Below are 17,784 nucleotides of genomic sequence, written 5' to 3' on the forward strand. Positions count from 1 at the left end.
GTCGGCGACGAGGGTGAGGACGTAATTCATGGCGGGCGGACCATGCGGGCGGAATTCCGCCGAGGCAAGGGGCGGGGTGGCGTTGATCGTCGCTGGGCCGACGGCCTCGGGCAAATCGGCGGTGGCTTTGGCGCTCGCTGAGCGGCTCGGTGGTGTCGTCATCAATGCCGATGCGATGCAGCTCTATCGCGATCTCAGGGTTCTGACGGCGCGTCCGTCGGATGCCGACCTCGCACGCGCGCCGCATGATCTCTATGGCGTGCTCCCGCCTAGTCCGCCGGCGACTGCCGCTTGGTGGCGGGAGGCGGCGCTTTCCGCGCTCGATCGCGCGCGCGAAGAGCGGCGCGTTCCCATTCTCTGCGGCGGGAGTGGGCTTTATCTACAAGCGCTGGTCGGGGGGTTGGCTGCGATCCCGCCGGTTCCCGACGCCGTGCGGGAAGAAGCGCGCGCGCGGCTTGCGGCACTCGGGCCGGCGGCGCTCCATGCTGAACTCGCCGCGCGTGACCCCGAAACCGCCGCGCGCCTTCGCCCGCAGGATTCCCAGCGCATCGCGCGCGCCTTGGAGGTTTTTCTCGCGACCGGGCGCGGGCTTGCTGCCTGGCAGGCGCAAGCCGCGCCGGCGCCGGCGGGCTGGCGGTTCGCGGCCATTCTTCTCAACCCGCCGCGCGAAGTCTTGCGCGAGGCGATCGCGCGGCGGTTCGCGGCGATGCTCGAGGCCGGCGCGCTCGCGGAAGTGCAGGCGTTGCTCGCGCAAAACCTCGATCCCGCCTTGCCGCTGCTTCGCGCGCATGGTGTGCCGGAACTCTCGGCCTATCTTCGCGGCGAAATCTCGCTCGCCGAGGCCAGGCAGCGGGCCGAGCTGGTGACCGGGCAATACACCAAGCGCCAGGCGACATGGTTTCGTCACCATCACTTGAGCCCGGAGATTTATACGATTGATACGAGAATCGATGATTTCACGCAATTTTCGCAAAGAAGCATGGCTGGTCTGCTCAATTTTCTAACCTCCGCCGGGTTGACGCCACAAGCCTCCCCGGCCTAGTGAACCCGCGAGCTGAGAGGTGATGGGCGATGACGACGAATGAGATGCGGCCGGGGGCGGAAGTTTTGTTGCGCGCGCTCAAGGAGCAGGGCGTCGAGGTGATTTTCGGCTATCCCGGCGGCGCGGTTTTGCCGATTTATGACGCGATTTTTCAGCAGAACGCCATCCGCCATATCCTCGTCCGCCACGAACAGGCGGCGGTGCATGCGGCGGAAGGCTATGCGCGCTCGACCGGCAAGGTCGGCGTCGTGCTGGTGACCAGCGGCCCGGGCGCGACCAATGCCGTCACCGGCCTTGTCGACGCGCTGATGGACAGTATCCCGATCGTTTGCCTCACCGGCCAGGTGCCGACCCATCTGATCGGCAACGACGCTTTCCAGGAAGCCGACACCACCGGGATCACCCGGCCGGCGACCAAGCATAACTATCTCGTCAAGAAATCCGAGGATCTCGCGCGTATCGTCCATGAGGCCTTCTATGTCGCGCGTTCGGGCCGGCCGGGGCCGGTGGTGATCGATCTGCCGAAGGATATCGTCATCAACCCCGCCCCCTATGCGCCGGCATCAACCGCGCCGCACCGCAGCTATCGCCCGCGTCTCGACCCCGATATGCGGCAGATCGAGGCGGCGGTTCAGCTTCTCAAAAGCGCGAAGCGGCCGATCATCTATACCGGCGGCGGCGTGATCAATGCCGGGTCGGAGGCGGCGGAGCTGCTGACCCGGCTGGTGCGCGAAACCGGGTTTCCCTGCACCTCGACGCTGATGGGGCTCGGCGCGTTTCCCGCCTCTGACCCGCTTTTCCTCGGCATGCTCGGGATGCATGGGACGGTTGAGGCTAATCTCGCGATGCATGGCTGCGACGTCATGCTCGCGGTCGGCGCGCGCTTCGATGACCGCGTCACCGGCCGGCTCAACGCCTTCAGCCCGAACGCGCGAAAAATCCATATCGACATCGATCCCGCCAGCATCAACAAGAACGTCGCGGTCGAGGTTGCCATCGTCGCTGATGCCGGGCGCGCGCTCGCGGCTCTGCTCGCCGCCTGGAAACGGGATAAGGCGCCGCCCGATCGCGCCGCGCTTGCCGCCTGGTGGCGCGAGATCGAGACCTGGCGAGAGCGCGATTGCCTGCGTTACACCCAGGCGACGGCGCCGGGGGCGATCATCAAGCCGCAGCACGCGATCCGCAGGCTCTACGAAATCACCAAGGAGTCGGGGCGCGAGACCTTCATTACGACCGAGGTTGGCCAGCATCAGATGTGGGCGGCGCAACATTTCCGCTTCGAGCGCCCCAATCACTGGATGACCTCGGGCGGGCTCGGCACCATGGGCTATGGCCTGCCGGCGGCAATGGGCGTGCAGATCGCGCATCCCGACGCGTTGGTGATCGATATCGCCGGCGAGGCCTCGATCCTGATGAATATCCAGGAGATGAGCACGCTCGCGCAGTATCGCCTGCCGGTGAAAGTGTTCATCCTCAACAACCAATATATGGGCATGGTGCGGCAATGGCAGGAATTGCTGCATGGCGGCCGCTATGCCGAGAGCTATACCGCGGCGCTGCCGGATTTTGTCAAGCTTGCCGAGAGTTTTCATGCCGTCGGCCTCCGCGCCCGGACCATCGAGGAGCTTGACCCGGTCATCCACGAGATGCTCGCCAGCGATCGCGCGGTGATCGCCGATATCGCCGTCGATCAGGCGGAGAATTGCTTTCCGATGATCCCCTCGGGGGCGGCGCATAATGAAATGATTCTCGGCCCCGAGCATGAGGGCGAGGCGGCCGGCATCACCGATGAAGGCCTGGTGCTGGTGTGATGGCGAACGGCAATGGCATGCGCACCGCGACGATCTCGGTCCTGGTCGATAACGAGGCCGGGGTGCTCGCACGCGTGATTGGGCTTTTTTCCGGCCGTGGCTATAATATCGACAGCCTGACGGTGGCGCCGGTCGAGGATGGGCGCGGGCGTTCGCGCATCAATGTCGTGACCTCGGGGACTGAAATGGTGATCGAGCAGATCAAGGCACAGCTCGACCGGCTGGTGCCGGTCCATCGTGTCGCCGATCTCTCGAAGGAGGGGCCGCATCTCGCGCGCGAAATGGCGCTGATCAAGATCCTCTGCGCCGGCGAGAAGCGGGCCGAGGCGCTGCGCCTTGCCGATGCGTTCCGTGCCCGCGTCGTCGATGCGACGACCGAGAGCTTCGTGTTCGAAATGACCGGCAATCCCGACAAACTCGATGCGTTTCTCGAGCTGATGCGCCCGCTGGGCCTGGCCGAGGTTTCACGCACCGGGGTCGCCGCGATCGCGCGCGGGGCGCACGTGATTTGATGGCGATGCCTCCCGCGCCTCTCCCGCCGACGCCGGCACAAAATCACGTTCTCGATGTCTATTTTCGTCTCTACCAGAGCCATACGACCATGATGATGCACCAAGAACGCTCGCAATATGTCTTGATGCGGGCGTTTTTCCAAATCATCACCGTGGTTTTCGTTGTCGAGCATTTGCCACTTCAGATGATCAGAGACCAGAGCATCGTCATGCTCTTGAGTTTTTTCATCAAGATGTCGCTGTTTCTGACCAGCTACACGATGTTACGCAAGGCGCATCGCGCCAATTTTCACGAAACGATTGCCGGGGTTTATCTCAGAAAAATCATGGAATTTTTGAAAAGCGAGGATAAAGAGATCGATCCCTACGTGACAGAGCGTAAAACAGAAGATAAATACCGGCTAATCAACTATCTGATTTTTCCGCAGATCAATCGCATGGCGGTCGGCATCACTTTCCTGCTGTTCAGCTTTGCTATCACCGCTTTCGTGACCATAAAATAGGGGTAAGACATGCGCGTTTACTACGACCGCGATGCGGACGTGAATTTGATCAAGGCGAAGAAGGTCGCCGTGATCGGCTATGGTAGCCAAGGCCATGCCCACGCCAACAATCTCAAGGATTCTGGTGTAAAGGACATCGTCGTCGGACTTCGCGCCGGCTCGCCGGGGGTCGCCAAGGCGGAAGCGGCGGGGCTTCGCGTTCTCGCCCCAGCGGAGGCGGCGAAATGGGCCGATGTGGTGATGGTGCTGACCCCGGATGAGGGGCAAGGCGATCTCTACCGCGATCATCTCGCGGCCAATATGAAACCGGGGGCGGCGATCGCCTTCGCCCATGGCCTCAACATCCATTTCAACCTGATCGAGCCGCGGGCCGATATCGACGTTTTCATGATCGCGCCGAAAGGCCCCGGCCATACCGTGCGTTCGGAATATCAGCGCGGCGGCGGGGTGCCGTGCCTGGTCGCGGTCGCGCAGAACCCTTCCGGCAACGCCCTCGAGATCGCGCTTTCTTACGCCTCGGCGATCGGTGGCGGGCGCGCCGGGATCATCGAGACGACGTTCAAGGAAGAATGCGAGACCGATCTCTTCGGCGAGCAGGTGGTGCTGTGCGGCGGTCTCGTCGAACTCATCAAGGGCGGCTTCGAGACCCTGGTCGAGGCCGGGTATGCGCCGGAGATGGCATATTTCGAGTGTCTCCATGAGGTCAAGCTGATCGTCGATCTGATCTATGAGGGCGGCATCGCCAACATGAACTATTCGATCAGCAACACCGCCGAATATGGCGAATATGTCAGCGGCCCGCGCATCATCACCGCCGAGACCAAGGCCGAGATGAAGCGGGTTCTGGGCGATATCCAATCCGGCAAGTTCACCCGCGATTGGATGCTGGAAAACCGCGTCAACCAGACCAGCTTCAAGGCGATGCGCCGGCGCATGGGCGAGCACCCGGTGGAACAGGTTGGCGAGAAGCTCCGGGCGATGATGCCGTGGATTGCGAAAAACGCGCTGGTCGATAAGACCCGTAACTGAACGAACGCCCGGCTTTAGCGCGCGATCGGTTTAAGTCGATCACGCTCTACCCCTATTTTGGCGAGCAAGTTGGCCGGTTTTGATTGAACAGGATGGTTCAATCAAAACCTACCTTGCTCTAGCGCGCGGCGCGCGTCGCACAGAGTTCGGCGATGGCGGCGGCGTCGGCGCGGAGGGCGGCGGATTTTTGCTCCTTGGCAAAGGTCTCGGCGAGGTTTTCGGCGACGTTGAGGTCTTTCTGGGTTGCGCGCAGCCTGGCCTCGGCGTGAGCGAGGGCGGCATCGGTCTCGCTTGCGAGCTGCGTGAGCCGCGCCGCCGCTTCCTTCAACATCTCCCGCCAACCCGGGCTCGTCGGCGCCCAGGCCGAGGCCGCGCTCGCCTTCCGCTCCGCGAGGTAGCGGGCGAGATCCGCGACCTGCCTTCGCCGATGGCGTTGCCACTCGGCCTCCCGTGCTGCCGTCTGCTGCGCCATTTCGCGCGCCAGCGTCAAGGTTTCGATGGTGCCGCGGTTCAGGATGCCGTGTCGGGTCATGCCGTTCTCTCGCCTGGTCTTGCGCGCAGCATCGCCGAAAATAGTTAACCGAAGATGGCCGCTTGTCGCGCCGCCGGAGAGCGCTTATTGCATCGCCGCATGCGCCGTATTCTTCCCATCGCCGTTCTTCTTCTCCCGCTCGCCGCCGCCGCCGCCGAACCCGCGGCCAAGCGCCCGCCGGACCGCGCCGATACGCCGCAACCGCTCGGCACCTTCGAGGCGTGGACGGCAGCGACCCATCACGAAGCCGATCAGCTCGTCTGCTACGCCTTCACCCGGGTGCGCAGCTCGTCGACGAGGATCGCCGGCCGCGGCGATGTTATCCTTTCGGTGACCGAGCGCCCCTCCGGGCGTGACGCGGTCGCGCTCAGCGCAGGCTACACCTACCCCCCCGGCGCCGAGGTTCGCCTGCAAGTGGAGAAGGCGAGTTTTCCCCTCTATACCGCGCAGCGCTCGGCGTTCGCGCGTGACGGCCATGCCGTCGTCGCGGCCTTTCTCAAAACCCATGCGCGCGAGATCCAGACCCATGCGCCGGCGCTGCGCCATTTGCAGGTGACCGACCAGTTTAGCCTGCGTGGCTTCGCGCAGGCTTATGCTGCGATCACCAAGGCATGTCCGGCAAAATGAGCGTGGGCGCCGATCTTGCTCTGCGTGAGGATGAGCGGGCGCGCATCCTCGCCAAGGCGGCGCTTTTTTCCCCGCCCAGCGCCGAGCTTGCTGACGGACGGCGCGATCTGATCGGGCTTTCGCGCGATGATCTGGCGGCGGCGTTGGCTGCGCTCGATCTGCCGGCGTTTCGAGTCAAGCAGATCTGGCATTGGATCTATCATCAGGGGGTGCGCGATTTTTCGCGGATGTCCTCGATCGCGCGGCCGCTGCAGGAGCGGCTGGCCGAGCGCTTCGTAATCGCGCGGCCCGAGGTCGCGCGGCGCCACAAGAGCAACGACGATTCGGAGAAATTCCTCTTTCGTCTGCGCGATGCAGCTTCGGTGGAGACGGTCTATATTCCCGATCCGGTGGAGGATCGCGGCGCCGTCTGCCTCTCGTCGCAGGTCGGCTGCACACTCTCCTGCCGATTTTGCCACACCGGGACGCAGCGGCTCGAGCGCAATCTTTCGGCAGCCGAGATCGTCGGCCAGTTCATGGCGCTGCGTGACGCCTATGGCGAATGGCCGAGCCCGAAAGGGGAGACACCGCGTCTGCTCTCCACCATCGTGCTGATGGGGATGGGCGAGCCGCTCTATAATTATGAGAACGTCGCCCGCGCCATGACCATCATCATGGACAATGAGGGCATCGCGCTCTCGCGCCGGCGGATCACGCTTTCGACCTCGGGTGTGGTGCCGATGATGGACCGCGCCGGGGCCGAACTCGGGGTCAATCTCGCGGTCTCGCTGCACGCCGTGCGCGACGATCTGCGTGATGAATTGGTGCCGCTCAACCGCAAATACCCGATCGCCGAGCTGATCGCCGCCTGCCGGCGCTATCCCGGTGCCTCGAATGCGCGGCGGATCACCTTCGAATATGTCATGCTGCGCGGCGTCAATGACAGCGAGGCCGATGCCCGCGAATTGGTGCGCCTGATCGCCGGGCTTCCCGCCAAGGTCAATCTCATCCCCTTCAACCCGTGGCCGGGAAGCCAGTTCGCGCCGAGCATGCCGGGCGCGATCCGCCGTTTCGCTGAGATCGTGATGGAGGCCGGCTATGCGGCGCCGGTGCGCACGCCGCGCGGGCGCGACATCCTCGCCGCTTGTGGGCAATTGCGGACCGAGGCCCCCGACTAAGGGCATGGCGTTCGGGCGGCAGAAAGACACGCTTGGCGCCGACGTCGCGGCGCAATCTTGCCCTGCAGAGGCGGCCTAGCGCGCCGCGATCATTCCCATTTTCCGGCGCTGGCGCCGCGGCGGCGGGCAACCCCGCTCGCGTTTTCGGGCAGCGGTCCGGGGCGACCAAACAGCCAGCCCTGGCCGTAGGTGATGCCGAGGCCGTGCAGGATCTCGGCCTCGGATTCGCTTTCGATCCGCTCGGCGACCATCGCGCAGCCGGCGGCACGGGCGATTTCGGCCATCGCGGCGACGAAATTGCGCTCCCGCCCGGCCTGCGCGACGCCGGGGACGTAGGAGCCGTCGAGCTTGACATAATCCGCCGGCACCGCGCGCAGGATGCGCATATCGGCCGAGCCGGCGCCAAAATCATCGAGACAGAACGGAATGCCGAGCCCGCGCAGCGCCTCGGCGCCTTGGCGTACCTGCTCGAGATCCTCGATCTCGGCGGTTTCGGTCATCTCGACGATGACACGGCCTTTCGCGGCCCCTGCGAGTTGCGCGAGCAGAGTGGCGCGAAATCCGCCATCCTGGAGCGAAAGGCTGGAAACATTGAAAGCGATCGGCGCCGGCGCGTGGCTCGCGACGGCAGCGGCCCGTTTCGCGACCGCGAGATCGAGTTCGTGGGCAAGGCCGACCGTCTCGATCAGGGTGACGAAATCCTGCGTCCCGCCGATCTCGACCCCGTTGATCGCGTGTGGGCGAAGCAACGCCTCATAATGATGTAGGCCGCGATCGCCGAGGCGGACGATTGGCTGATAGAGCAATTGATAGCGTTCTTCGCGGATCGCCCGGCGCAGCACCGCGGCGTGCTTGCCCGCCTGGCGGACATAATCGGCGAGCCCACCAGCGAACCCGGCTTTGGCCAGCCCCTCGATCCCGCCGCGGGCGAACACGCCGAGGGCGTGACGAAGTGCCCGCGCCATTTGATCCGGCGTGAGCGCGTCGGCAGCCAAACTGAGCCGCTGCGCGGCGACAGTGCCGGCGACGCCATGGGTTCGCAAGGCGTCTTCCAGCGCGGCGGCAACGGTGACGAGGTCCTGTGATACCGCCGGCTCCGCCAGAAAGCCGATCCGGCCCGGCGCCGCCTCGCCGGCCAGGGCGCCAGGGATGATCTCCTCCAACACCGCGCCGATCGCAACACTCTGATTTCGGGTCGGACCCGAGGTGGAGATTTCCAGGAGATTGAGTTCGCCGCCCTCGCCTTGACGAAGGCGCGCCTGTGCCGCCTCCAAAACCGGCCGCATCGCGGCGCCGCTCGCCGGTTTGCTGAGTGGCAGCGGCAGGGCCGCGAATGTCAGACAAAGCTTGGCGGGGCGTCCGGCTTCGGCGAACAACAGCCCGGCGAGGGCGCGCGGGGTGCGCGCCTTATCGGCGAGACGCAGCGTCATCGGCACTTGCCGCCCACGCATCGGAAGGAGGGTCAGCGCTTGGTCGAGCGCCTCGCGATCGCCCGGTGCCACCAAGTCACGCACCTTCTGGCCGACGAAACTTTCTGACGGGCGACCGAGCAGCGAGTGGAAAGCGCCAATCGCGAAGGTGATGGTGCCCTCCGTCGTTGCTTCGACCAGGAGATCGGCGGCAGCAAAGGAGAAGGTGACGAAACGCTCGCGCGGCGGGTGCTGGGCTGCGGTCATGGCGCGACGTCACGCGGCGCGGATCGAGGTGACGAAGCTGTCCACTTCCTTGCGTAGCGTTTCCGAGAGCGAGGAAAGTCCGGTCGCGGCGACAAGGGGCCGTTCCGCCGCCGCGCCGATTTCGCTCGAGGTTTGCGTAATGCCGCCGAGATTACGGTTGACATTGTCGGTGCCTTGCGCCGCGCGCTGGATGCTGTCGGCGATCTCGCCGGTTGCGGCGCCCTGTTGCTCGACGGCTGCGGCGATGGCGTTGGCGATCTCGTTGATGCGGCCGATGGTGCCGTCGATCCCCCGGATCGCCGACACCGCCTCGCCGGTGGCGCTCTGGATGCCCTGGATCTGGGTGGCGATTTCCTCGGTCGCGCCCGCGGTCTGGTTGGCGAGGGCCTTGACCTCGCTCGCCACCACCGCGAACCCCTTGCCGTGTTCGCCGGCCCGCGCCGCCTCGATCGTCGCATTCAGGGCAAGAAGATTGGTCTGGCCGGCGATATCCTGAATCATGCTCACGACCTCGCCGATCTTTTGCGCTGCCTGGGCAAGGCCGGTCACCTTGTCATTGGTGCGCCGCGCTTCCTCGGCGGCTTGGCCCGCACCCCCCGCCGAACTCGCGACCTGCTGACTGATTTCGCGGATCGAGGCGGTCAGTTGCTCGGTCGCCCCGGCGACGCTTTGCACATTGGCCGAGGCGCTGTCCGAAGCCGTGGCCACGAGGCCGACGCGCTCGGTCGCGTCATTGGCGGCCTGGCTCATCGCCGCCGAGGTCGCCCGCATCTCGATCGCGGCGGTGGCGACGTTTTGCACGAGATCGCCGACCCGCTCCTCGAACCCGGCGGCGAGACGGCGCAGTTGCGCTGCCGCCGCCTCCTGAAGCCGGCGCTCGGCGGCTTGGCGTTCGACGACGGCGGCACTTTCCGCCGCTCGTGCCACTTCGATCTCGGCCATCTGGCGGGCGGATCGCGTGATCAGCCGGGCGAGCGCGTCGGCAAGCCACATCAATACGCCGGCCTCCGACACCAGGATCACCGCATGCATGACGACGCGGCCGAAATCCGCGCCGCCGGGGTAGATCGCCGCCGGGAGCAGGAAATTCAGCACGAGATGATGCACCGCGACCGCGACCGCGCCGGCGAGGATCGCGCCAGCGTCGCAATAAACCACGAGGCCGGCGAGGGTCGCGAAGAAATACATATGCATGTCGATCTGCCAGGCATGGCCCGCCATCTCGAACACCGCCAACGCCACCATCGCCATTGCCGCGACCGCGACGACGAGGCGGGTCGAGGCGCCATTCCCCGCCATCCGCCACGACATCGTTGCCGCCCCGGCGAACACCACGGCAAGCAACGCTGGCATCAGCAACGGGAGGCCGCGGGCAGCGGCGATGGCGACAATCAACGCGACATTGGCCCAGAGAAAGGCGATCAATCCCCGGCTCGCGCTCTCGCGGAGCCGCGTTAGCGTGGCATCGTCGGCCATCATCGCGGCCGGGCGGGTTTCAGAAGGGCTCATGATGAAATTTTCCCAGTGCAGCCACCAAGGGCTTGTGGATCGAGGAACAACCACGCCCCGGCTTGGCGTAGCCGGGCGCGGCTATCAGCGTGCTCGAGACGAACGATCAGGATCGCTGGGATGGCGCCGGTGCGGATGATCGTCACTCCGGCCGCGGATGCGGCGAGAAAGCTGCGCGTTGCGTTCCACCACGGGGGAAAAACGGCGGCGCGGACCGTGCTTGTGGACCCCACACCGGGCGGAGCACTCCCCGGCGCGGCCGGAGGCGGCGCCAGCGTCAGCATGGCGAGCGCGAGCGTGCTGACGACGAGCAGCAGCGCCGCATTCGCCGCCACTGGCCAAGGCCGAATGCTGCGCGCTGAGGGGCTATTGTTGGAGCGAAACATGCGCCGACCCTAGCCGCTCTTGGTCAAGATTGGCTTAACTCGACGTGCCGCACGTTTGATGAGAGGGATTGCGCGTGAATTGCCCAGCGTGATCTACGGCCAGCGATCTCAGGCCAGTGATCTCAGGCCAGTGATCTCAGGCCAGTGAGCAAAAGCCAGTGAGCAAAAGCCAATGCCGGCGTGACACGGCCCGGTCGCTTAAAATTTTTGATGGTCACGAACGGCTTGGCGCGCTTTCGCAATCGCGTGTGGCTCTGGCCCGCCCGCCATCCAGTCGAGCAATTGCACGGTATGGACGACCGGCAAGCAGTCGCCAGCGAGTTGCGTGAGGCAGCCGATATTGCCGGCGGCGATGATGTCGGCGCCGGTTGCGGCGAGATTGCCGAGCTTGCGCGTGCGTAGTCGCGTCGCGATCTCGGGCTGCATGAGATTATAGGTGCCGGCCGAGCCGCAGCAGAGATGCCCTTCCGCCGGTTCGGCGACGGCAAACCCCGCGGCGCGCAGCAGGGCTTTCGGCTCGCTGGTGATCTTCTGGCCGTGCTGGAGGCTGCAGGCGGCGTGGTAAGCAACCGTGAGGCCGGGTGGCTCGCGCGTCGGGCGATAACCGACGCGGGTGAGAAACTCACTGATGTCGAGCGCGATCTCCGAGATGCGCGCGGCCTGCGTGCGCCACGGCTCGGGCTCGGCCCGAAACATGAAGCCATAATCCTTGACCGTGGTGCCGCAGCCGGAGGCGTTGATGATCACCGCATCGAGGCCGCCGGCCTCGCTCTCGCGGCTCCAGGCCGCGATATTGGCGCGCGCCGCCGCCATTGCCTCGTCATGCCGGCCCATGTGATGGGTGAGCGCGCCGCAGCATCCCGCCCCCTTGGCGACGACGACCTCGACGCCGAGACGGGTCAAGAGGCGGATCGTCGCCGCGTTGATCTCCGGGTCGAGCACTTGCTGGGCGCAGCCGGCAAGAAGCGCGACACGCTGCCGGCGCGGCCCGAGCGCGGCATGGGTGCCGGGCCGCTCGAGCGCGCTCGGGGCGGCAAGCCGCGCCGGCGCCATCGCCAGCATGGCGGCAACGCGCTTGGCCAAAACGCTTTTTCCGGCCGCGAGGAAGCGAAACGGCCGGGCGAGCTTTGCAGCGATCAGGGCAGCGCGAAAGAGCCGCGGGCGCGGCAGCACGCGCGCGAGCAGCGCCCGCAGCGCGCGGTCATGCCAGGGGCGGCGATAGGTTTCCTCGATATAGGTGCGGGCATGATCGACGAGGTGCATGTAATGCACGCCCGAGGGGCAGGTAGTCATGCAGGCGAGGCAAGAGAGGCAGCGATCGACATGGCGCACCACCTCCTCGCTCGCGGGCCGGCCGCTCTCCAGCATGTCTTTGATCAGGTAGATGCGTCCGCGCGGGCTGTCGAGTTCGTCACCGAGGAGGACGAAGGTCGGGCAGGTCGCGGTGCAGAAGCCGCAATGGACGCAGGTGCGCAAAATCTGATTGGCAACCGCGATTTCGGGGTCGCGAAGCTGTTCGGGCGTGAAATTGGTTTGCATGATCGCGGCTGGGGGGAGGGGGTTCAGAGGCCGGCGTGGATACGGCCGGGATTGAGAATGAAGGCGGGATCGAACGCCGCCTTCACCCGCCGCGCGATCGCGGCAAGCGGTGCCGGCTCGGGCGGCACCACGTCGAGGCTGGCGCGGAGGGCGGCCGGGGCGTGCATCAGCCACCAGACGCCGCCCGCCGCCCGCGCCGCGCCGGTGATGGCGCGGTGATGGGCCGCCGAGGCGTCCGCCACGATCCAGACCAGCCCGCCGCCCCAGTCGAGAAAACAGCGCCCGCCGAGGCTTTCGACGGCGGCGACGATCGCCGGCCCCGCCGAGGGCCGCACCGAGACCCGCCAGACCGCTTCCTCCCGGCCGGCCACGCCGAGCGGCGCCGCATCGCGCACCGCCCGCCAGAGGGCGTGGCTCGGCACGTCAGCGATGATCTCGGCCGGCGCGAATTCGGCCAAAGTCTCGCGCAGGCGCCCGGCGCGATAGGCCACACTCGCGCGAAAATCCTCGACCCTGACCAGCGCCACCGCCGCCGCGAAGGGTGCGAGTTCGGAAACCCGCGCGGCTTGCGCGGCGGGCAACCAGGCGGCGGCGGAGACACCAAACGGTGATCCCAGCGCCGCCGAAAGTGCCGCGACCCCGCGTGTCGCATCGATCCCGGGGAGCACCAGCGTTGCCATCGTTTCGGCCGCTGGCAGGACTTTTAGGGTGATTTCGGTGATCGCCGCCAATGTCCCGAAACTGCCGGTGAGCAGCTTGCAGAGATCAAGGCCGGTGACGTTCTTCAAAACCCGCCCGCCGGCGCGAATGACCTCACCCGCGCCATTGACCGCGCGCAGGCCCATCACATGATCGCGCATCGCGCCTGCGGTGACGCGGCGCGGGCCGGAGAGGTTGCAAGCAACGACGCCGCCCAGCGTCTGCCCGCCCTCGGTGCCGAGCAGGGCCGAGAGATCGGGCGGCTCGGCGATGATCTGCTGACCTTTGGCGGCGACCAGCGCCTCGATCTCGGCGATCGGTGTCCCTGCGCGGGCGCTGACGATCAACTCATTCGGGGCATAGAGCGTGACGCCTTCGTGGTTTTTGAGGGAAAGCGTGGTCTCTGCTTGCACCGGGCGCAAAAGCCCATCCTTGGTTGCGTGGCCGGCGAGCAGGATCGGCGTCCCGCGGGCGCGCGCTTCACTGATCGCCTCGGCGATTTCGGTTTCCTCGGCGGGGGCGAGCGTCGTCATGCGGCGCGCGGGAGCGGAAACACTTTTGCGGTGTTGAGGAGCCACTCCGGATCGAACGCGGTTTTGATGCGCCGCTGCTGGTCGAGTTCGAGATCATTGAACTGCGCCGGCATGAGGTCGCGCTTTTCGACCCCGACACCATGCTCGCCGGTGAGGCAGCCGCCGACCTCGACGCAGAGCCTCAGGATATCGGCGCCGAACGCCTCGGCGCGGTGGAAACTCTCGGGGTCGTTGGCGTCGAACATGATCAGGGGGTGGAGATTGCCGTCGCCAGCGTGGAAGATATTGGCGACCTTGAGGCCGTAGCTTTCGCTCATTTCGCCGATGCGGCGCAGCACCTCGGGCAGGCGGCCGGTTGGGATGGTGCCGTCCATGCAGAGATAATCCGGGCTGATGCGCCCCACCGCGCCGAACGCGCCCTTGCGCCCCTTCCAGATCGCCGCCGACTCCTCGGCGCTTTGCGAGACCTTGAGGCTGATCGGGTCAAAGCGAGCGCAAATCGCCTTGATCCGCGCGAGCAGATCGTCCTGTTCCGCTGTGCTGCCCTCAACCTCGATGATCAACATCGCCTCGGCATCGAGCGGATAGCCAGCATGGGCGAAGGCCTCGCAGGCATGGATTGCCGGGCGGTCCATGAATTCGAGGGCGACCGGAATGATGCCTGAGGTGATGATGGCATCGACACAGGCGCCGGCGATCTCGTTGCTCGTGAACGCGGCGAGCATGGCGCGCGCGCCCTCGGGGCTGCGCAGAATGCGCACCGTGACCTCGGTGACGATGGCGAGCTGACCCTCGCTGCCGGTGAGGAGGCCGAGCCAGTCATACCCCGCGGCGTCAAGATGGGCGCCGCCGATGTCGATGATCTCACCTTCGATGGTGACGATTTTGAGGCCGAGGAGGTTATTGGCGGTGACGCCGTATTTCAGGCAATGCGCGCCGCCGGAATTCATGTTGACATTGCCGCCGATCATGCAGGCGAGCTGACTCGAGGGATCCGGGGCATAGAAGAAACCGGCGCCGCGCACCGCTTCCGTGATGCCGATATTGGTGACCCCGGGCTGCACCACCGCGAGACGGTCGGCATAATCGATGGCGAGGATGCGGTTCATGCGCATGAGCCCGACCACCACCGCATCAGCGAGCGGCAGCGCGCCGCCGGAGAGGCTGGTGCCGGCACCGCGCGGCACCACGCGGACGCCGTTATCATGGCAAAAGCGCAAGACCGCGGCGACCTGCTCGGTGGTTTCCGGCAGCGCCACCGCAAGTGGCGTCTGGCGATAGGCTGAAAGACCGTCGGTCTCATAAGGCTTGAGGCGGAGCGGCTCGGCGATGACCCCGGTTTCGGGCAAAATCGCGCGCAAACCGGCAACGATGCGCTCACGCGCTGCAAGGGTTGCTGGATTCGGGGCTGGCAGATCGATCATGACATCCTCCCGGCATCCACTTCATATAGGGCGAAGAGGGAAGGGTTTGTTCTTTTTTGAAAAAAAGAACCAAAAAACTTTTACCTGCTGCGTAATGCCATAGGCATTGCCACTTCGAGAAAACGAGGGGAAGTCTTTTTGCTTCTTTTTCTTCAGAAAAAGAAGAAATTCCTCCTTTTTTCTTCACATGTGGCTTAGTATGTCACCCCTGGCGTGCCTTCATGCGGGGGTTTTTCTTGTTGATGACATAGACCCGACCATGGCGGCGCACCACCCGGCAGTTTTTGTCGCGTAGCTTGGCGGATTTCAGGCTGTTACGGATCTTCATGGCAGGTCTCTGACAGTTTCTCTCGACGCGGCAGCTTGGTGTAGCGTCACGCGCGCTTTTGTCAAGCAAGGTGGTGGGCCCAAGACCCACGATTGGGTTTTTAGATTGCGCTGGCGCGTTGGTTTGAAGGGTGTTTATCGGCTTGTTTTGGACAGCCCCGGCGCTGCCGGTCCCGCCGCCGGCAAGCATCAGGATCAGCGGCAAACTATGAACCGAAGGCGCGTATCCCGCCGCACTGCCGGGGCTGGCAACGCATGGTCAACCAGGGCGGCAACCCGGATTGCCCGCAGAGACTCGCCAAACCGCGCCAATCCGCCCTGCGCCGTCAACGCTTCCTCCATAGTCGCCAATTTGAACGGCTTTTTCAAACCTCAGATCCCTTTATCGCGGAATGCGAGATAAAGCCCGATCTCCCATCGCGTTATCCCAATTTATATATATCAAACAAAGGCTTGCGAGGTCTAGCGTTTTATACCACGTTTATTCTAGAAATTTGAAACTCTAGGGAGGACGACCATGAAAGGGTGCGACAAACTCGCCGCAGCGGGGAGGCGTGCTTTTTTTGCGCGCACCGCCGCGGTAGCGACGGGCGCGATGGTGAGCACCGCATTGCCGGCGCGGGCAGAGAACCGGGCCAGTCCTCAGGCCCTCGCGCTGGTTGAGTATCCGCGACACGGAGGAACATGCGATCGTCGTTTCGGTCGCCGGTGGCCTGGCGGAGACGGTGACCGACCTGCTCCGAAGGTCGCGGCCGCGTAAGGGCATACCGGGCGCGCCACGATGCGCGAGGCCCGGGTGCCCTCGGCGGCGGTCAGGGCGCGAGAAAACGGCGGTCGATGAGCCGGAGCGCCGAATCAAGCGCGCAGACCAGGGGCGCGCCCGTCGGCATTTCGAACGCGCAGATCTCCTGCGCCGACATCCCGGTCAGCACCTTCACCAGCCCGCGCAGGCTGTTGCCGTGTGCGGTCACCAGGACGCGTTGGTTCCGGCGCAATGCCGGCGCGATCGTGCCCTCCCAGTATGGCAGCACGCGCACCACGGTGTCCTTGAGGCTCTCGCACCGCGGCAGCAGCGCGGGCGGCACCTGGCTGTAGCGCCGGTCGCCAATCGGATATCGCGTGTCGCCGACGTCGAGCGGTGGCGGCCGCACCTCCCAGCTGCGACGCCAGGCGAACACCTGCGCGTCACCGTAATGGCGGGCGGTTTCGGCCTTGTCGAGGCCCTGCAGGGCACCATAGTGGCGTTCGTTGAGCCGCCAGCTCTTGTCCACGGGCAACCACAGAAGGTCCATCGCGTCGAGCACGAGGTCGAGCGTCTTGATGGCGCGCTTCAGCACCGACGTGAAACAGGCATCGAAACCGAAACCGGCGGCGGCCAGGCGCTCTCCGGCCTGACGTGCCTCCGCCGTCCCCTGCTCCGTCAGGTCAACATCCGTCCATCCGGTGAAGAGGTTGTCCCGGTTCCAGACGCTTTGACCGTGACGCAGCAGGACAAGGGTGGGCATCGGCGGTGTCCATCGGATCGGGGGTGGGCGTCGGTCCTGTCACGGCCTCCATTCAGGCCGGCGGGTCGTGATGCAGGAACGGGTCCACCCAGGCGTCCGACATCGGCCGATCCCCCGGACCCCAGCGCCGCTCGATCTCGTGGGGTCACGACAAGAACTGTGCATAGCTGTATGGCACCATAGAACGTCGCAGAGAACCACCTGGCTTCGTGGATCAGGCGGCCACCATGAAGCGCCTAGCCAAGACGGGAATATCGAACTTGGCTGAGTATGGACGGTACAGTCAAGGGTCGTGTCCGTCAATGTGGTGGAAATTGGGGTGTAGATTGAGGTGGCCACGGATCGCGCGGCCTGGTTGAAGATTTGGGTGAACGTGGTATCTGGCGCTGGTAGCGCCAGCTCGGCCATGGCCTCGGTTTGCATGTAGCGGTGCTGCAACAGCCATTCGTCGTTGGCCTCGAGCAACACGGCGCCGATGAGGCGGACAATGGCGCCTTCGTTGGGGAAGATGCCGACGACATCGGCGCGCCGGTTCACTTCCTTGTTCAGACGTTCGAGTGGATTTGTGGAATGAATCTTGGTGCGATGCTGGCTGGGGAAGTCGAGGTGTGCCAGCACGTCGGCCTCGCTGTCGTCGATGAACGCGGCAAGCTTCGGCCACTTGGCGCGCAGCTGGTCGGCGACATGGCGCAGCGTCTGGCTGGCGCTGGCGCGATCGGGCTGGATGAAGGCCTGGCGCAGCGCGGCTGAGACCATGCTCTGTTGGCCCTTGGGCACGTAGGAGAGGGCATTGCGCATCCAGTGCACGCGGCAGCGTTGCCAGGAGGCGCCGAGCACGCGACGGATCGCCGCCTTCAGTCCTTCATGGGCATCGGAGATGACCAGCTTTACGCCGCGCAGCCCGCGGCGGACGAGGCTCTTGAGGAAGCTCGACCAGAACGTCTCGGCTTCGCTGGGACCGATGTGCAGGCCA

Annotated in this window: 16 protein-coding genes and 1 pseudogene; 7 read left to right on the plus strand and 10 right to left on the minus strand. The window is 65.3% G+C overall.

Annotation, left to right across the window (positions count from 1 at the left end; translation table 11 throughout):
* The first annotated feature begins 28 nt into the window (after window positions 1–28).
* The 5 genes from miaA to ilvC are packed head-to-tail and all read left to right on the plus strand — an operon-like array spanning window position 29 to window position 4,897.
* Window positions 29–1,042, plus strand: a complete 1,014-nt coding sequence (gene miaA, locus ACP5M5_RS12480) for a tRNA (adenosine(37)-N6)-dimethylallyltransferase MiaA (RefSeq protein WP_427937851.1) — start codon at window positions 29–31, stop codon at window positions 1,040–1,042.
* Between the two features lie 29 nt (window positions 1,043–1,071).
* Window positions 1,072–2,853: an acetolactate synthase 3 large subunit gene (locus ACP5M5_RS12485; protein ID WP_427937853.1), complete on the plus strand. Its 1,782-nt coding sequence runs from the start codon at window positions 1,072–1,074 to the stop codon at window positions 2,851–2,853.
* Window positions 2,853–3,365, plus strand: coding sequence for an acetolactate synthase small subunit (gene ilvN / locus ACP5M5_RS12490; protein WP_114911371.1), 513 nt, complete (start codon window positions 2,853–2,855; stop codon window positions 3,363–3,365). Before ACP5M5_RS12485 ends, ilvN begins: the two co-directional genes overlap by 1 nt.
* Entirely contained in the window at window positions 3,365–3,868 is a 504-nt protein-coding gene (locus ACP5M5_RS12495) for a hypothetical protein (protein WP_427937855.1), read from the plus strand. The genes ilvN and ACP5M5_RS12495 overlap by 1 nt, the downstream gene beginning before the upstream one ends.
* Before the next feature lie 9 nt (window positions 3,869–3,877).
* Window positions 3,878–4,897 carry a ketol-acid reductoisomerase gene (gene ilvC, locus ACP5M5_RS12500; protein ID WP_427937857.1) on the plus strand — a complete coding sequence of 340 codons (1,020 nt, stop codon included), beginning with the start codon at window positions 3,878–3,880 and terminating at the stop codon, window positions 4,895–4,897.
* 118 nt (window positions 4,898–5,015) lie between these two features.
* Here ilvC and ACP5M5_RS12505 read toward each other — a convergent pair whose 3' ends face one another.
* Window positions 5,016–5,429 carry a hypothetical protein gene (locus ACP5M5_RS12505; protein WP_427937859.1) on the minus strand — a complete coding sequence of 138 codons (414 nt, stop codon included), beginning with the start codon at window positions 5,427–5,429 and terminating at the stop codon, window positions 5,016–5,018.
* A 99-nt stretch (window positions 5,430–5,528) separates the two neighbouring features.
* Between ACP5M5_RS12505 and ACP5M5_RS12510 the strand changes: the two genes are divergently transcribed.
* Complete coding sequence (locus ACP5M5_RS12510; RefSeq protein ID WP_427937860.1) at window positions 5,529–6,056, plus strand: invasion associated locus B family protein; 528 nt, start codon at window positions 5,529–5,531, stop codon at window positions 6,054–6,056.
* Window positions 6,053–7,213: a 23S rRNA (adenine(2503)-C(2))-methyltransferase RlmN gene (rlmN, locus tag ACP5M5_RS12515; RefSeq protein ID WP_427937861.1), complete on the plus strand. Its 1,161-nt coding sequence runs from the start codon at window positions 6,053–6,055 to the stop codon at window positions 7,211–7,213. The genes ACP5M5_RS12510 and rlmN overlap by 4 nt, the downstream gene beginning before the upstream one ends.
* Before the next feature lie 89 nt (window positions 7,214–7,302).
* Here rlmN and ACP5M5_RS12520 read toward each other — a convergent pair whose 3' ends face one another.
* The 9 genes and pseudogenes from ACP5M5_RS12520 to ACP5M5_RS12560 all read right to left on the minus strand — a co-directional run.
* Window positions 7,303–8,889, minus strand: coding sequence for an EAL domain-containing protein (locus ACP5M5_RS12520; RefSeq protein ID WP_427937862.1), 1,587 nt, complete (start codon window positions 8,887–8,889; stop codon window positions 7,303–7,305).
* Window positions 8,890–8,898: 9 nt separating this feature from the next.
* Window positions 8,899–10,398, minus strand: coding sequence for a methyl-accepting chemotaxis protein (locus ACP5M5_RS12525; RefSeq protein ID WP_427937864.1), 1,500 nt, complete (start codon window positions 10,396–10,398; stop codon window positions 8,899–8,901).
* A complete protein-coding gene (locus ACP5M5_RS12530) occupies window positions 10,395–10,784 on the minus strand; it encodes a hypothetical protein (RefSeq protein WP_427937866.1) in 390 nt (129 codons plus the stop codon). The genes ACP5M5_RS12525 and ACP5M5_RS12530 overlap by 4 nt, the downstream gene beginning before the upstream one ends.
* Window positions 10,785–10,982: 198 nt before the next feature.
* Complete coding sequence (glcF, locus tag ACP5M5_RS12535; RefSeq protein WP_427937868.1) at window positions 10,983–12,323, minus strand: glycolate oxidase subunit GlcF; 1,341 nt, start codon at window positions 12,321–12,323, stop codon at window positions 10,983–10,985.
* A gap of 23 nt (window positions 12,324–12,346) precedes the next feature.
* Window positions 12,347–13,555 carry an FAD-binding protein gene (locus ACP5M5_RS12540; protein WP_427937871.1) on the minus strand — a complete coding sequence of 403 codons (1,209 nt, stop codon included), beginning with the start codon at window positions 13,553–13,555 and terminating at the stop codon, window positions 12,347–12,349.
* Window positions 13,552–14,979, minus strand: coding sequence for an FAD-linked oxidase C-terminal domain-containing protein (locus tag ACP5M5_RS12545; RefSeq protein WP_427937872.1), 1,428 nt, complete (start codon window positions 14,977–14,979; stop codon window positions 13,552–13,554). Before ACP5M5_RS12545 ends, ACP5M5_RS12540 begins: the two co-directional genes overlap by 4 nt.
* Window positions 14,980–15,181: 202 nt before the next feature.
* A complete protein-coding gene (gene ykgO, locus ACP5M5_RS12550; RefSeq protein WP_008492157.1) occupies window positions 15,182–15,307 on the minus strand; it encodes a type B 50S ribosomal protein L36 in 126 nt (41 codons plus the stop codon).
* A gap of 811 nt (window positions 15,308–16,118) precedes the next feature.
* On the minus strand, window positions 16,119–16,811 hold the full coding sequence (gpmA, locus tag ACP5M5_RS12555) for a 2,3-diphosphoglycerate-dependent phosphoglycerate mutase (RefSeq protein WP_427937873.1): 693 nt from the start codon (window positions 16,809–16,811) through the stop codon (window positions 16,119–16,121).
* A 387-nt stretch (window positions 16,812–17,198) separates the two neighbouring features.
* Window positions 17,199–17,784 (minus strand): annotated as a pseudogene (locus tag ACP5M5_RS12560) (IS256 family transposase); the annotation flags it as partial.

The organism is Acidibrevibacterium sp. (assembly GCF_049965395.1).
In the GTDB taxonomy this organism is placed as follows: Bacteria; Pseudomonadota; Alphaproteobacteria; order Acetobacterales; family Acetobacteraceae; genus Acidibrevibacterium; species Acidibrevibacterium fodinaquatile.